The sequence below is a fragment of the Thermodesulfobacterium hydrogeniphilum genome (assembly GCF_000746255.1).
In the GTDB taxonomy this organism is placed as follows: Bacteria; Desulfobacterota; Thermodesulfobacteria; order Thermodesulfobacteriales; family Thermodesulfobacteriaceae; genus Thermodesulfobacterium; species Thermodesulfobacterium hydrogeniphilum.
In genome coordinates this window covers 86,085-100,053 of the sequence record NZ_JQKW01000011.1, presented here as the reverse complement: position 1 = coordinate 100,053, position 13,969 = coordinate 86,085, and the positions used below count along the sequence as shown (strand labels likewise).

The following is a 13,969-nucleotide window of genomic DNA, read 5'->3' as shown; positions in this document are numbered from 1 at the left end:
TTGAGAAAATAATCAATTGTTTTTTAAATTAAAAATTTTAAAAACATTTTTATGATAAGAGTTTTTTGAGAAAAATTTCTCAAAATATAGTATAAACTTTTACAATGTTAAACTAAAAAGATAATTTTTTATAAGCTTATAGAATTAAAAATAGGTAGGAGGTGAAGAATGAAATTAGGTAAAGGAATGAAAATTTTAGCTTCAGCTTTAATTGGAGTGTGTTCTTTTGCTAAAGTATCCTTTGGAGAAACACCAGAGGAATTAAAGGCACAAATTGAAGCTTTAAAACAGCAGATGGCTGTTATGCAAGCTCAAATTACTAATTTACAAAAAAAACTGCAAGAGATGCAAGCCAAAACAGAAAAAGTAACAGTTCCTGAAAAAACAGGTGTAGTAAAAGCTAAACCTGGTTTAGAATGGAAGCTTTATGGAAGAGTAAAAATTGATTATCATTATGATACTGCTCGTATAGAAAAATATAATGATTTCGTGGGTGCTATAGCTAATAGAGAAACTCATGCAGATTATAAAAACGATTCTTCCAATTTCAATCCAAGAGATACAAGAATAGGAGCTATTATTAGTCATAAAAAAGGAAATTGGTTAATAAAAGGAAGAATAGAAGCAGATTTTTATGGAACTAATTCAGGAAACAATTTGATTCCTCGTCTTAGATTAGCTTATATAGATTTTAATAACTTTCAAAAAAGATTGGATTTAAGAGTGGGGCAGGACTGGATCCCTGTAGCACAACTTAATCCGTCTACCGTAGACTTTGGAATTTTAACTGCTGCAGGAAACCTTTGGTGGCGTATTCCTCAGGTTACTTTAAGAAAAGATTTAAACAATAACTGGCAGATTTTGGTTTCAGTTATGCAGCATAGAAGACAGCATACATCGTCTAAAGAGCGTATGCCTTGGGTTTTATCAAGAATTCAATATAAAGATGGATTTCTTGGAAAAGGAAATATGATAGCTCTTGGTGGTGGATATAAACATGGCAGACATGATAGCTCTATAGATGATGTGGATTGCTGGCTTTTGGCAGGAGAATGGAAATTTAATTTTAAATTAGCTGAGCAGAAATTTTTATTTAAAGGAGAAGCCTGGACAGGAAAAGGCTTGGGTGCTGAATTTTTGCGCTATGATCTGGATGTAAATTCTAATACAAGAAATCCTATAGAAGCTTGGGGTGGTTGGGCTGATTTAACCTGGTTTTTTGCTCCTCGCTGGACTTTTACCATAGGTGCTGGTATAGATAATCCCAATGATAGTGAGCTTTTAAAAGGAACCACTATTGCAGGTTTAAATGATAGACAATTTACTAAAAATACTCAATATTTTGCTAATCTCTGGTATAAATTTACTGAGAATGTAAAGGTAGGCGCAGAGGTTGTTCATATAGAAACAGAGCGTGATAATAATGTAGATACAGGTAATCGTTTCACTTTATCAGCTTTTTATAACTTCTAAACAAAAAAAGGGGCTTTTGCCCCTTTTATTTTTCTATTTTTCTTTTATACTTTCTTTCATGATTAAAGGTTTTCGTGGGACCAGTTTGGTTGATTACCCTGGAAGGATTTCTTCTGTAATATTTACTTACGGCTGTAATTTTCGCTGTCCCTATTGCTATAATATTGATCTGGTTCTTCCAGAAAGATTTAATCTTCTGGAAGATATACCAGAAGAAGCGATTTTAAAAGAACTTGAAAGAAGAAAAGGTTTTATAAAAGGTGTGGTTATTACAGGAGGAGAACCAACTCTCTGGGGAAGAAGGTTGATCACTTTCATAGAAAGAATTCGCTTTGAAATAGAGCTTCCTGTTAAACTTGATACCAATGGTTCTGCTCCTGATTTAGTAAAATCTCTTGTAGAAATGGATATTGTGGATTTCTGGGCAGTGGATTTTAAAACTTCTCCTCAAAAATATCACAAAGTAAAAGGAGATTTTACTAAAGTTAAAGAAACCTTTAAAATTTTAAAAAAAATTCCAGAAAAAGTGGAAATAAGGATAACCTGTTATCCTCCTTTGATTACAGAGAAGGATCTGAAAGAAATGCTTCCCTATTTAAAAGATTTTAAATTTATTGCTATCCAAAAATATGTTCCAGCAGAAGAAACATTAAGTGGAGAAAAAGTTACTCCTTATTCTGAAGAATTTTATCAGGAAATAAGTACATTTTTAAAAACTCAATTACCAGAAGCAGAAATTATTAAAAGATATTAAATATATGAGTTTAAAAGGTTTTTATGTAATAACAGACGAAAAACTTACCCCTTATGAAAATAACCAAATTTTAAAAAAAGTAGAGGAAGCTCTAAAAGGCGGGACTAAAATTGTTCAGCTAAGAGATAAAACTCATTCCAATAATTTTTTAATTCCTTATGCTAAAAAATTAAAAAATCTTTGCCAAAAATATGGAGCTTTATTTATTATAGATGATAGAATAGAATTGGTTTTAGAAGTAAATGCAGATGGAGTTCACTTAGGCAAAGATGACTTTCCTCCAGAAGAAGCTCGTAAAATTTTAAAAAACAAAATTATAGGTGTATCTTGTTATGGAGATCTTGAGAGAGCTAAATTTATGGAATCTCTCTCAGTAAATTATGTAACTTTTGGAAGCTTTTATTCTTCACCAACTAAACCAGAAGCTAAGGTAATTTCTAAGGATATTTTAGTTCAAGCCAAAAGGATTTTAAAAATTCCAATTTGTGCTATAGGTGGAATAAACTTAGAAAGAGCTAAAGAACTTGTTTCTCTTGGGGCAGATATGATAGCAGTGGTAAGTGATATCTGGCAGGCTAAAGATATAAAAAAAAGAGCAGAAGAATATAGCAAGTTATTTTTATAATTCCCACTTTTCTTCAGGTAGAGTAGCTATTTGAATTCCCAAATTTTTGGCTTTTTCTAAATATTCTGGATAATTTAAAATTTCTCCTTTTTTTTCTATGTTTCTAAAAAATAAACCTCCTACATATTTTCCATAAATAGTATCTAAGACATATTTAAAGCTTCTTATAGTAGCCTCAAAAATTTTAGCACCTTTAGTAGCACCTAAGGATAACAGTATTCCTTTGGGTTGTTTATTAAAAGGATGGGGCAATTTTAGAAGATATTTTCTTACCCAAAAAACTTGAAATCTTTCAAAAAAAGCCTGCACATAAGAAGTATGATTATAAAAAAATACAGGGGTAGCAATTACTAAAAAATCAGCTTTTAAGATTTTTTCATAAAGGAGCTGAAAATCGTCTTGAAGAATGCAAGTTCCTTGCTTCTCGCATTTTCCACATTCTAAACAAGGCTGATAATTTAGTTCTGAAAGTCTGATTTTTTCAACAATAAAATGTTGATTTACTCCATTCAAAAAAGCATCTAATAATATTTCTGTATTTCCATTTTTTCTGGGACTACCATGAATAGCAAGAAGATACATTAAATTTTTTAAGATTTGGTAAGAGTTTTTTTAATTACATTAAAAACCTGAGTAAAAACCTCCTCAAAAGTCCCAGGAGAGCATCTCCCCATTTCTATAAATTTAATAACAATTTCTTTGGTGGTTCTAAGAGTAATTTCATCTAAAGGAGATAATTTAGTTTCTTCAGATGTTTTTACTTTTTGATCTAAATTAACAATTTTGTTAGCCATAATTTAAACCCTTTGTGGAAAAAAATTTGTTTAACATTTCAATAAAAATAAACCTTTTTTTATTTTTATCAATAGTATATAAAAATTATGGTTAGAAAAAAATAAATTTCAATTTATTAGTTATAGTTTTTATTAATAAACAAACAGTTTTTTGGAGATTAAAATCTTTTTTGAAACAGAAGGAATAAATCTTTATGATAATTTAACCGAAATAAAGAACTCACTTTTGGTGGAGCCGGTGGGACTTGAACCCACGACCTCGTGAATGCCATTCACGCGCTCTCCCTCTGAGCTACGGCCCCACTTTTTAAGTTAATTTTTAAAATAACCGCTTTATTTATTTTGTCAAGTGCTTGGGAAAGTTTATATAAGGTTTTTTGATAAACTTTATATAAATTAATATCTCATTTTTAAATAATGAAATTTATAAGTTTAATGGCATATTCCCGAACATTTCATTTAAAGATTTAGTAGGTGGTTCTTGATCATTAAATATATTTATATTTATTATTAAATTATTTCTTACAATATTATTTGAACCTGGAACTTGATTGATCTGGAAAATTCCATTTGCTCCATTAAAATTTCCTATAATAGCAAAACTTTTTACTTTTACTCCAGATGAAGAAACTGTATTTTTTGAAAAGTCAGAAGTATCTTGATTATTTTTCATACCTATAAAGTCATTACTACCTTCTATACGAACATCGTGTCCCAAATCATCCCAATATCCTGTAAAAATTACTTGAAAATAAATCCCCTTATAACCGCCTCTTATTTCCTGTAAAGACTCACTTTTAACTAATTTTTCGTCATTAAAAATGTTGTTAATTTCATTTTCAATTGCAAATCCTTTAAATACTCCTATAAATAGAGTTATTACTGATATAAAACTTATAATTAAAAAAGTTTTTTTAAACATATCAAATCTCCTTTAAGGTTTTATTTCAAAAGGTTGTTTTATTAAAAAAAAGTTTGTAATAACACTATTTTCTAATGCCCAAATACTTTCTTTTGGAACTTTTTTATTATCAAGTTTCCAAACTGTTTCTTTTGGCCTTTTTCCAAAAACAGCAAGAAGAATACCATTCCAAGACTTTTTAAACTGACTTAAATCCATTACTTTATGACCATAAGCTGGATCTGCTAAAAATACTTTATTACCTTTTACACCTTTTAAAATTACAAAATGTTTATAATTGTTAATATTTAAAAGAACGATAGTAGGAATATTTATTAAAGACAACTTTTCAAAGGGTACTTTATAACCTTCTGCTTTGAAACCTAATCTTTCAGCTCCTTTTTTTAAATCTAACATTGAAAAGCCACGAGCTTTGATTTTTTTTATATCAGCGTGTTTTAAAATATTTTTTATTATATTTTCTTCATTAATATCAAAGTTGTAATAATATTTAAGTAAAGAAGCAAGAGCAGCACTTCCACAACTTAGATCATATTTTTGTTTGATAAGATTTTTAAAACGAAGTTCTTTCATACTCAATACATGTTTTTGGATATAACCTCCACAAGAACCTGTTTTAACTTCTACCTCTCCTGAATAAGCACCTTGATATAGAAAAAAGCTAAAGAAAAAGAAACTCAAACTTAAATTTTTTATTATCTTAAAAACCATTTTTTAAAAACTCCTAAAAACAAAAATGAGGGGAGACAAAGTCCCCCCTTTATAACATATTTAAATATTACTTAAATTCCAGATGAAACAGGAATTACAGATTCACCTGCGGATGTATAACTTACAGAAAGAGTATTTGTCTGAAGGTTGTTGCTTCCTGCTGCAACATTAACACCTATGTTCCCTACTGCACTTGAAAGTACACTACCACTTAAAGAAGCTGTATTTGTGGTGTTAATATTTGCTATACCTATAGGTATAGAACCTGTAATAGTTCCAGTAAGTTCAATATTCTCTATACCTATATCTCCACTAACTGTCCCCTCTGCATCTCCAGTATAAGTATTTTCTGGATTACCAAAGCTATCCCATATTGTTCCTTCTTCTGTTCCAGTATAACTACCATCCAAATTACCAGAAATATCTTCGTTCATTTGAACTTCCAATTCAATGGGAATTCCTTCTCCTTCTGTTTCTTCTACGATAGGCTGATTGCTTACTATGTTATACTTAGATTTCTGCTGAACATATGCTACAGCTATTCCAACCTTAGCTGAACCAACAGCTATACCTAATTGATTTGTTTGAGCGTTATCAACTCCAGCAGCAATATTAAGTCCGATATTTCCTTGTGCACCTGATAATACATTATCACTTGCGGAAGCAGTATTTGTTACTCCTTCATTATTTACATAGTTATACTCAGCCTTTTGAACACTGAAAGTCTTAGATTCAACTAATGAAGTTTCTTGTTCTCCAGTAGCAATTGCAACTATATTACTTTGTGCATTAAAATCACCTGCTACTACATTAGTACCTATGTTACCCTGCGCTCCACTAAGAACATCACCACTTACTGAGCCTTCGTTTTTAGTTCCGTAATTATCAATCTCATTGAACATAACAAATTGATCATTTTTACTGAGAGCTCTTACTAATCCGCTTACTTCTACATCTTCACCTGTAATTGAAATTTCAGTAATGATGGTAGAAGAATAACTTTGCGTGTCTTCAATGTTCATTATTTGAGATACTTCATAATTCCCAATCTGTGATTCTGAACAAGACTCATCACAATATCCATTTCCATCTTGAGCTTTAACTCCCATAGGAGCTAATAAAGATACTGAAACTACTAAAACACCTGCTAAAACCAATTTTTTTCTAAGCACTCTTTTTAACATCATACACCTCCTTTTAAGTTTTTTATGTTATTTAAGAGTTGCCCTGTTAAAATTTAAATGAAAGGTATTGGCAATACCATTTCCTATCCCAGCTGATTGATTAACCTGTATTACCCCTTTTGATTCAAAAAAGGCTGCTCCAGAAATAATATCTAAAGATTCACCAGAATATAGATTTTGCTTATCTATTTTTGCTACAGTTTGAGCAAGAGCTGAACTTCCCAATTTTTTACCAAAAGAAATAGAAACTAAATTAGCCTCAGCGCTTCCAGAACCAGAAGCCTGATTTATAGAAAAAATGCCTTTTACACCAGAAAAAGCATTGCCTCCAATTAAATCTATAGATTTATCAGGTGGTTTACTCACACATATTGTATCCTGTTTTAAAAGTCCAAAATTATATTCTCCTAATCCTATTCTCCACGTATTAGCTTGAACATGGTTATTTCCAGAAGCCATATTTATCCCTGCTACTCCAGAAGCACCTGAAAATACATGATCTGTAATTGTGGTTTTGTTAATTTCTCCACTCAAGACTCCACTACTAAGAAATAAAAGAGAGATTATTGAAGTTATTACTAATTTTTTCATCATGTTTCTCCTATTTAGAAGATATTATAAGTGTAGAGTAACCTATGTTATTATCACCTTTAAAAATGTTTAACTGGGTAATTTTAACTTTTTTAGCTTCATTAGCTTCATCCCATAAAATAATTTTATTTTTTTCTATGTAATAAATAGATCCAGTTTCTTTACCACCAATTACCTCATTTAAAGAACGGGAATTAAAAATTTTAAGATCAGGGTATAAAAATAAATTTTCTTCGCTTTCCCCAATGTTAGGTAAAAGTAAGAAAAAGGTGAGCAGGCTTATAATAGTTAAATTTTTTATTTTGGATTTTATTTTCATAATATTTTATATACCGCAATAATCATGCCAGAACTTAAACTGTGGATTTCCTTAATGAAAGAGAAAATAGAAACTGTAAAATGTGTAAAAAATGTAAAAAGATGTAAAAGATTGTAAATTGACTATATTACAGTTTTATAAAAATACTTTAAATTTTTTGTTTTTTTATTCCTTGAAACTATATTTTTTTGCATTATTTTAAAATCTATTATAGACATTTTTATTATAAAATAATTTATTAAATAAAGATAATTAAAAATGCGTTTAGATATTCGCCTTAAAAAACCTGTAAATGCTATTATATCTTCTGAAGAATTTGAAAAAAAAAGAGTAATATTAGAAGGCTTAAGTTTAAGCGGATGTTTTTTAAAAAATAAAATTCCATCAAAAAAAGATATTATAGAAATTTTAATACCTTATAAAGATACAGAATTAAGAATTCCTGCAAAGAAGATAAGAGAAGATGATAAAGGAACTGCTTTAGAATTTTTAATTACAGAAAAAGAAATATTTTTAAAGCTTTGGAAATTCATCTGTAGTAATTTATATTCTACTTCTTGGGAAACTTGTCCATATTGTAATTCTTTACTTGATAATGACGTTGTTTGTCCAAATTGTCATTTTTCTTTAGAAATATTTAATTCTGAATATGTGTTTAATCATTTTAAACAGACATTTTTATATAGACTTAAAAACTTATCAAATCAAATAAAAATTGATGATTTAATTGAATTTTACATAAACTTTAATAAATCTTTGTTATCCAAAGGAAATTATGATGAAAATGTAGAATTTGTAGGGACTTGTGAGAAGATGCTAAAAATTTTTTCTCTAATAAGAAAAGTAGCTCCATTAGATATTCCGGTCTTGATTTTGGGAGAAAGTGGCACAGGTAAAGAGTTGGTAGCTAAAGCTATTTATGAAAAGAGTTCGAGAAAAGGTAGACCTTTTATAGTAATAAATTGCGCATCTATTCCAGAAAATTTACTGGAAGCAGAACTTTTTGGATATGAAAAAGGTGCTTTTACAGGAGCATATAATGTTAAAAACGGAAAAGTAGAATTAGCTAATGGAGGAATACTTTTCCTTGATGAAATAGGAGAACTGCCTTTATCTTTACAAGCAAAAATTTTAAGATTTTTAGAAGATGGAATTGTTGAAAGAATAGGAAGTGAAAAATCTAAAAAAGTTGATGTAAGAGTTATTGCTGCAACAAATAGAGATCTTGAAAATGAAGTAAAAAATGGGAATTTTAGGGCAGATTTATATTACCGTTTAAGTGTATTTACTATAGAGCTGCCATCTTTAAAAGATAGAGGAAATGATAAAATTGTTTTAGCTAATTATTTTTTAAAAAGATTTGCTAAAGAATATAATATAAATTTTAAACAATTTTCTGAGGATGCCAAAAAAGCTATTATGGAATATGATTGGCCAGGAAATGTAAGAGAGTTGATTAATAAAATTCGAAGAGCTTTAGTATTATCTGAAAGTACAGAAGTCACCTCTAAAGATCTCGGGATTGATGAATTAACAGAACCAATGATAAATTTTTCTCAAGAAAATAAAAAATATAGAAGAAGATCATATATAGATAAAAATAAACTGATAAAAACACTTGAAAATTACAATTTTAACATAAGTAAAACAGCTAAAGCTTTGAATGTAAGTAGACCAACAATCTATAATCTTATCAAATATTACGAAATAAACATACCTAAATAAAATTAAAATTTTATAGGAAGTCTGATCTCAACAGTAACATCCGGAGCATCATTAGTGAGTCCTACTCCTACTGAAAAATTAAGAGATGTTTTAGGGGATATTACATAAGAAGTCCCAAAATAAAGCATACCTACATTAAAATCAGTTCCTACAACATCTTCACCTTCTTGTGTTGTATGAGAATATATTTTTTGATCATACGAAATATAAGTAGAAAGTTTTTCATTTAAAGCATAAGCCATACCTATACTAAAATCAATGCTGCTACCAGGTTTCATCTCTCCGTAGCCTTCTACATTCCGTTTAAAATTATAAAAATAGGCTAAGCTACCAAACAAAACAGCTGGATCGCTTCTTTTTACTAATGTTATACCTCCAGAAATTCCCCAGTGACCATTTCCTGTAGGAAGTTCCTTGGGTATACCTTTATCATTGGTTTCTATATGATAAGGATCTTTACCAGTTTTTGTTTTAACTTTAAAATTAAGCACCACATCCGGAATACTTCCTTTTTCATACAAAATTTGATAGGAAGCGCCAAAAGAGATATCACCAATGTTTGAATCTGTAACTGTTTTTTCTGTAGTAGAAGAATCCTCTTTGTAAGCATAGCGCTCTTTACGATACATATAAGGGACCTGTGCTTCTAATTGAAGATTATTTAAAAGGCCATAACGAAAATTAAGATATCCCATAAACACATCTTTTTTAATATCTTCTGTCTTGATTTTACCTATTACTATCGCTTCTAAAATGGTAAATCCACTTATAGCTATTCTTGCTCTTGATGTATGCGAGTATTGAAATCCTGGTTCAATAACTAAAGTGCCTTTTGGAAGTAAAACTCCACCTTTTTCTTGTAAAATCGCTTCTTCAGAACTTGGAGTTTTTGCACTTTCTGCACATATACCCAAACTGAGAAATAAATTTAAAATTAAATATAAAACAATAAAGATTTTTATAAAAAAATATTTAGTAAAAAAATAAAAATTCATAAAACCCATCGTAACATAATTTTTTTATTAAGTCAAGTGTTTTTTATCCAATTGTGGTTACAATTTTAAAATGGCACACTTGATTACTATTTTAGAATATCACATTTGGAGTAAACCCTCTTAAAATAAAAATTTTCAAAAATTTTTTTAAAATTTGAAAGGGCAACTGAAAAATTTATTTATAAATGAACAAAATTACAAATCAAACAGTTTATAAAAGCTGCTAACCAGGCCAAGATAAAACTATAAATCAAAAATCCTAATGCAAATTTCCAGTTCCCTTCTTTTCCCATAGCAACTACTGTAGCTACACAGGAATTATAAATTAAAACAAAAAGCAATAGAGATATAGCTTCTTTAGAATTTATTATTTTTTTTATTTGTTTTTTTATTCCTATATCTTCTTTTTTTATTTCTAAGGATTTAGGTAAAGGATCTAATAAGGTTATTATTGCATTTTTAATAGTTGAAGTCAGATTTTTTATTTGTTTTTTAAAAGCTATTGTTATTTCAATATTTTTAGGTTTTTTCCCCTTTTCCTTTGAAATGATTACTCCCATATTGCTTATTATAGCCTCTCTTGCCAGAAATCCCGAAAGTAAAGAAGTGGTGATTCTCCAGTCTCCTAAGCCAATAGGTTTAAATACATAACTTAAAGTTTTCCCAAGTTTTCCTGCATAAGTGTTTTCTATATTTTTTTCACCTGGAGGTAAATTTAACAAAAGCCAAACTACTATGGATACAAAAAATATTATAGTTCCTGCTCTGTATAAAAATTCTTTTACATAAACCATGGTTATATTAAAAATTACTTTAAATGAAGGAATACGATAAGGAGGTAAGTCCATTACAAAATGAGCCAATGTTTTTTTTAAGAAGGTTTTTCTTAAAATTACACTTGTTAAAATAGAAAAAAGAATTCCTAATAAATATAAAGAAAATATTATAAATACTGGATTTTTGAAAAATAAAAAGGATATATAGGCAAAAACTACCAATCTTGCTGGACAAGAAATGAAAGGAATCATAGCTATTACTAAAAGTTTATCTTTAATATCTTGAAAAGTTCTTGTAGCAATAACTGCAGGCACATTACACCCTAAAGCAAGCATTAAAGGAATTACACTTTGTCCATGTAACCCAATTTTATGAGTAAAACTATCCATTAAAAAGGCTACTCTTGGTAAATAACCGGAAGTTTCAAGTAAAGTTAAAAGAAAATACATAATAAAAATAAGTGGTAAAAAGGTTAATACTGCTCCTACCCCACCTATAATAGCTTCAGAAAAGAAATTATTTAAAAATTCTGGTGTACCTATTTTATGGAATACCTCATATACTAAAGGTGCTAAAAATTCATTTAAAAATCCATCTATCCAATCTATAAAAGGAGAAGAAAAATCAAAAGAAATTTTAAAAAATAAATACATAATCAATAAAAATAAAACGCTTCCTATAAAAGGGTGAAGTAAAAATCTATCTAAAAAATCACTCAAATTTTGTTTGGGTATGAGTTTTTTACGAGTAACCTCTTTAGCAACCCCTTGAGAAAATCTAAATCTTTTAGCTTTAACTAATTCATATAAACTAGGATTTTCTTCTTTTATTTTTTCTACTAAACTAAATTTAGAAATATTTGTATTAAACATTTCTTTTTTCTTTAAATATCTTTCTACTTTTTCAGGATATTTTATATTTATTGGTTTTAAATTGTTTTCATAGGTTTCTACAATAGCAGGCAAAAGATCTTTCACTCCTTGTCCTGTTCTACCTACGGTTTTTACAACTTTTGTTTTTAATAATTGCGAAAGTCTTTCCTTATCAACTTCAATTCCTAATTTTTCTGCTTCATCTATCATATTTAATGCTAAAACCATAGGCTTATTCAAATCCAAAAGCTGACAGGTAAGATATAAGTCCCTCTCTATTTTTGGGGTCTCTATGACATTTAAAATCACATCATAATCTTCCTTGGTTAAATATTCTAAAGCTACTTTTTCGTCTTCAGAAGTTATATTTTCTAAAGTATACACTCCTGGTAAATCTATAAAATGGATCTTATAATCTAAATAATTGATATAACCTTCCTTTTTTTCAACAGTTACTCCTGACCAGTTTCCAATTTTTAAATTTGTTCCAACTAAGTGATTAAGAATACTTGTTTTACCTACATTAGGATTTCCTACCAGTGCAACTTTTATAATTTTCATAATCTATCCCTTACAAAAGATCAATAACTTTTAAATCCAGATCTATTTCTGAAAAATTTTCTCCTCTACCATTTTCAACTATGATTATATTCTCTAAACGAATACCGTATTTTCCAGGAAAATACAAACCTGGTTCTATAGTAAAAACCATACCATCTTCTATGATTCCTTCTTCTGAATTTTTATAAAAAATTCTGGGAGCTTCGTGAATTTCTACACCTACCCCATGGCCTGTAGCATGGATAAAGTATTCTGCCAGACCTTTTTCTTGGAAATATTCCCTTATAGTTTTATCAATTTCTGCTATAGAGACTCCTCTTTTAACCCTTTCAAATCCTTTATACCAAGCTGTTTTTACTATTTCATACATCTTTTTAAACTCCTCGTCAGGTTTTCCTATAAATAAGGTTCTGGTGAAATCTGTGCAATAACCTTTCCAGATAAGCCCCATGTCTACAAGTAAAGGAGCATTTAATTTTATTTCTTGATAGGAACTTTCCCAGTGAGGTATAGCAGAATGAGAACCACTGGCTATAATAGAAGGAAAACTTTCTCCTGAAGCACCAACTTCAAACATTTTATAAACTAAAATCCCTCTTAAATTAAGTTCTGTCAGAAAAATTTGTTTTTTTAATTGTTTCTTTAGCTCCTCTAAAAAACTTTTATAAACTTTATCTGTTTTTTTTATTCCATCTTTTATTATTTTTATCTCTTCTTCATCTTTTATTATTCTAAAATCTTTAAGCACTCGAGAAAAGCCTTTCAGTTTTATGCCTTTAGTTCTTAATTTCTCTTTAAATTCACAACTTACTTTGTCTTTTTCAAAGCCAAGGGTTTTAATTTCTAAGCTTCTTAAAAAATTTTTTAGAAATTTTATAGTGTTATCTTTTATTTGAATAACTTCATAGTCTTTTATTTCCTCTTTAGCTTTTTCATAATACCTTGCGTCTGTAAGAAAATATTGATTGTTTTTGGTAATAATTATATAGGCATTAGTAGATTTAAATTTTGAAAGATAAAATACATTAGAAGAGGAAGAAAAAAGAAAAGCAGAAAGTTGATTTTTTTCTAAAAATTCTTTAAGTTTCAATAATTTTTTGTTCTTATATTCCATATAGAATCTCCTGTTAAAGTTTTAATCATTTTAACACAGAGATTTAAAGCTACAAATTGGTGTTAATTTTAATTTTTAGACTTATATTTTAAAATTAAAATGGGAAAAATAGTAATTAACAGATTTCCTAAAATGGCTGCTTTACAAAAATATAGAGCTTTAAAATTAGGATATCCAGAAGATTTAGCAGAGGCTATAGGGATTGCCGAAGCTTTAAAATATGCCATTTTTAAAAAATTAGCTCATTCTATAAGAAATTATAGAATTGAAGAAGAAAAAAGAAAAAGCAAAGAATTAGAAGCCCTTGATTGGAAGACTTTTAATATTTTTAAACTTGCAGCATATGATAGTAAACCTTATGTAGCAGGTAAAATTCTTTCTTCCGAAGATTATAAAAGAGAAATTTTTATAAAATGGGGAAAAGAAATTGGTAAAAAAATTGAAGATTGGGCTAAAAATATAATTGAAAATGTTCCTAAAGAATTGCTTAAAAACGAGCAAAAATTTTTTAAATATGTTTGGGTTCCTCATAGAGATGAAAATATAATTTAA

The 13,969-nt window shown here is 28.7% G+C and carries 15 protein-coding genes and 1 tRNA gene; 5 read left to right on the top strand and 11 right to left on the bottom strand.

Annotation, left to right across the window (positions count from 1 at the left end; all coding sequences use genetic code 11):
• Positions 1-168: 168 nt before the first annotated feature.
• Genes CC87_RS06770 through thiE form a run of 3 tightly spaced genes read left to right on the top strand, consistent with a single transcriptional unit; the run spans position 169 to position 2,852 of the window.
• Positions 169-1,473: a hypothetical protein gene (locus CC87_RS06770; protein ID WP_038057456.1), complete on the top strand. Its 1,305-nt coding sequence runs from the start codon at positions 169-171 to the stop codon at positions 1,471-1,473.
• A gap of 58 nt (positions 1,474-1,531) precedes the next feature.
• Positions 1,532-2,227: an anaerobic ribonucleoside-triphosphate reductase activating protein gene (locus CC87_RS06765; RefSeq protein WP_038057521.1), complete on the top strand. Its 696-nt coding sequence runs from the start codon at positions 1,532-1,534 to the stop codon at positions 2,225-2,227.
• A gap of 4 nt (positions 2,228-2,231) precedes the next feature.
• Entirely contained in the window at positions 2,232-2,852 is a 621-nt protein-coding gene (gene thiE, locus CC87_RS06760; RefSeq protein ID WP_038057455.1) for a thiamine phosphate synthase, read from the top strand.
• Here the strand turns inward: thiE and CC87_RS06755 are convergent.
• From CC87_RS06755 to CC87_RS06720, 8 genes are all read right to left on the bottom strand, one after another.
• Positions 2,847-3,434, bottom strand: coding sequence for a flavodoxin family protein (locus tag CC87_RS06755; RefSeq protein WP_051920692.1), 588 nt, complete (start codon positions 3,432-3,434; stop codon positions 2,847-2,849). The two genes, thiE and CC87_RS06755, sit on opposite strands and share 6 nt — an antisense overlap.
• A gap of 8 nt (positions 3,435-3,442) precedes the next feature.
• Entirely contained in the window at positions 3,443-3,646 is a 204-nt protein-coding gene (locus CC87_RS06750; RefSeq protein WP_038057453.1) for a hypothetical protein, read from the bottom strand.
• A 227-nt stretch (positions 3,647-3,873) separates the two neighbouring features.
• Positions 3,874-3,948: transfer RNA gene (locus CC87_RS06745), tRNA-Ala, on the bottom strand.
• Between the two features lie 122 nt (positions 3,949-4,070).
• On the bottom strand, positions 4,071-4,568 hold the full coding sequence (locus tag CC87_RS06740) for a hypothetical protein (protein WP_038057451.1): 498 nt from the start codon (positions 4,566-4,568) through the stop codon (positions 4,071-4,073).
• Between the two features lie 12 nt (positions 4,569-4,580).
• On the bottom strand, positions 4,581-5,279 hold the full coding sequence (locus tag CC87_RS06735) for a C39 family peptidase (protein WP_051920690.1): 699 nt from the start codon (positions 5,277-5,279) through the stop codon (positions 4,581-4,583).
• A gap of 71 nt (positions 5,280-5,350) precedes the next feature.
• Positions 5,351-6,463, bottom strand: a complete 1,113-nt coding sequence (locus CC87_RS06730) for an autotransporter outer membrane beta-barrel domain-containing protein (protein ID WP_038057449.1) — start codon at positions 6,461-6,463, stop codon at positions 5,351-5,353.
• A gap of 27 nt (positions 6,464-6,490) precedes the next feature.
• Positions 6,491-7,054, bottom strand: a complete 564-nt coding sequence (locus tag CC87_RS08740) for a hypothetical protein (protein ID WP_051920688.1) — start codon at positions 7,052-7,054, stop codon at positions 6,491-6,493.
• A gap of 10 nt (positions 7,055-7,064) precedes the next feature.
• Entirely contained in the window at positions 7,065-7,373 is a 309-nt protein-coding gene (locus CC87_RS06720) for a hypothetical protein (RefSeq protein WP_038057447.1), read from the bottom strand.
• 258 nt (positions 7,374-7,631) lie between these two features.
• Here CC87_RS06720 and CC87_RS06715 point away from each other — a divergent pair, with 258 nt between their 5' ends.
• The gene (locus CC87_RS06715; protein ID WP_038057445.1) at positions 7,632-9,098 is read left to right on the top strand and encodes a sigma-54 interaction domain-containing protein; all 1,467 of its coding nucleotides are present in this window, start codon (positions 7,632-7,634) and stop codon (positions 9,096-9,098) included.
• A 2-nt stretch (positions 9,099-9,100) separates the two neighbouring features.
• Here CC87_RS06715 and CC87_RS06710 read toward each other — a convergent pair whose 3' ends face one another.
• The 3 genes from CC87_RS06710 to CC87_RS06700 form a co-directional block, all read right to left on the bottom strand.
• Positions 9,101-10,093 carry a transporter gene (locus CC87_RS06710; protein WP_051920686.1) on the bottom strand — a complete coding sequence of 331 codons (993 nt, stop codon included), beginning with the start codon at positions 10,091-10,093 and terminating at the stop codon, positions 9,101-9,103.
• A 179-nt stretch (positions 10,094-10,272) separates the two neighbouring features.
• Positions 10,273-12,303, bottom strand: a complete 2,031-nt coding sequence (feoB, locus tag CC87_RS06705; RefSeq protein ID WP_038057443.1) for a ferrous iron transport protein B — start codon at positions 12,301-12,303, stop codon at positions 10,273-10,275.
• 10 nt (positions 12,304-12,313) lie between these two features.
• On the bottom strand, positions 12,314-13,417 hold the full coding sequence (locus CC87_RS06700) for an aminopeptidase P family protein (protein WP_038057441.1): 1,104 nt from the start codon (positions 13,415-13,417) through the stop codon (positions 12,314-12,316).
• Between the two features lie 99 nt (positions 13,418-13,516).
• On the opposite strand from CC87_RS06700, the gene CC87_RS06695 reads away from it, so the two are divergent.
• Positions 13,517-13,969, top strand: coding sequence for a hypothetical protein (locus CC87_RS06695; RefSeq protein ID WP_211248404.1), 453 nt, complete (start codon positions 13,517-13,519; stop codon positions 13,967-13,969).

Coding starts and splice junctions, on each gene's coding strand:
- thiE (WP_038057455.1), top strand. CDS start 2,232: ATGAGTTTAAAAGGTTTTTATGTAATAACAGACGAAAAACTTACCCCT.
- CC87_RS06755 (WP_051920692.1), bottom strand. CDS start 3,434: ATGTATCTTCTTGCTATTCATGGTAGTCCCAGAAAAAATGGAAATACA.
- CC87_RS06700 (WP_038057441.1), bottom strand. CDS start 13,417: ATGGAATATAAGAACAAAAAATTATTGAAACTTAAAGAATTTTTAGAA.
- CC87_RS06710 (WP_051920686.1), bottom strand. CDS start 10,093: ATGAATTTTTATTTTTTTACTAAATATTTTTTTATAAAAATCTTTATT.
- CC87_RS06740 (WP_038057451.1), bottom strand. CDS start 4,568: ATGTTTAAAAAAACTTTTTTAATTATAAGTTTTATATCAGTAATAACT.
- CC87_RS06715 (WP_038057445.1), top strand. CDS start 7,632: ATGCGTTTAGATATTCGCCTTAAAAAACCTGTAAATGCTATTATATCT.
- CC87_RS08740 (WP_051920688.1), bottom strand. CDS start 7,054: ATGAAAAAATTAGTAATAACTTCAATAATCTCTCTTTTATTTCTTAGT.
- CC87_RS06720 (WP_038057447.1), bottom strand. CDS start 7,373: ATGAAAATAAAATCCAAAATAAAAAATTTAACTATTATAAGCCTGCTC.
- feoB (WP_038057443.1), bottom strand. CDS start 12,303: ATGAAAATTATAAAAGTTGCACTGGTAGGAAATCCTAATGTAGGTAAA.
- CC87_RS06735 (WP_051920690.1), bottom strand. CDS start 5,279: ATGGTTTTTAAGATAATAAAAAATTTAAGTTTGAGTTTCTTTTTCTTT.
- CC87_RS06695 (WP_211248404.1), top strand. CDS start 13,517: ATGGGAAAAATAGTAATTAACAGATTTCCTAAAATGGCTGCTTTACAA.
- CC87_RS06730 (WP_038057449.1), bottom strand. CDS start 6,463: ATGTTAAAAAGAGTGCTTAGAAAAAAATTGGTTTTAGCAGGTGTTTTA.
- CC87_RS06750 (WP_038057453.1), bottom strand. CDS start 3,646: ATGGCTAACAAAATTGTTAATTTAGATCAAAAAGTAAAAACATCTGAA.
- CC87_RS06770 (WP_038057456.1), top strand. CDS start 169: ATGAAATTAGGTAAAGGAATGAAAATTTTAGCTTCAGCTTTAATTGGA.
- CC87_RS06765 (WP_038057521.1), top strand. CDS start 1,532: ATGATTAAAGGTTTTCGTGGGACCAGTTTGGTTGATTACCCTGGAAGG.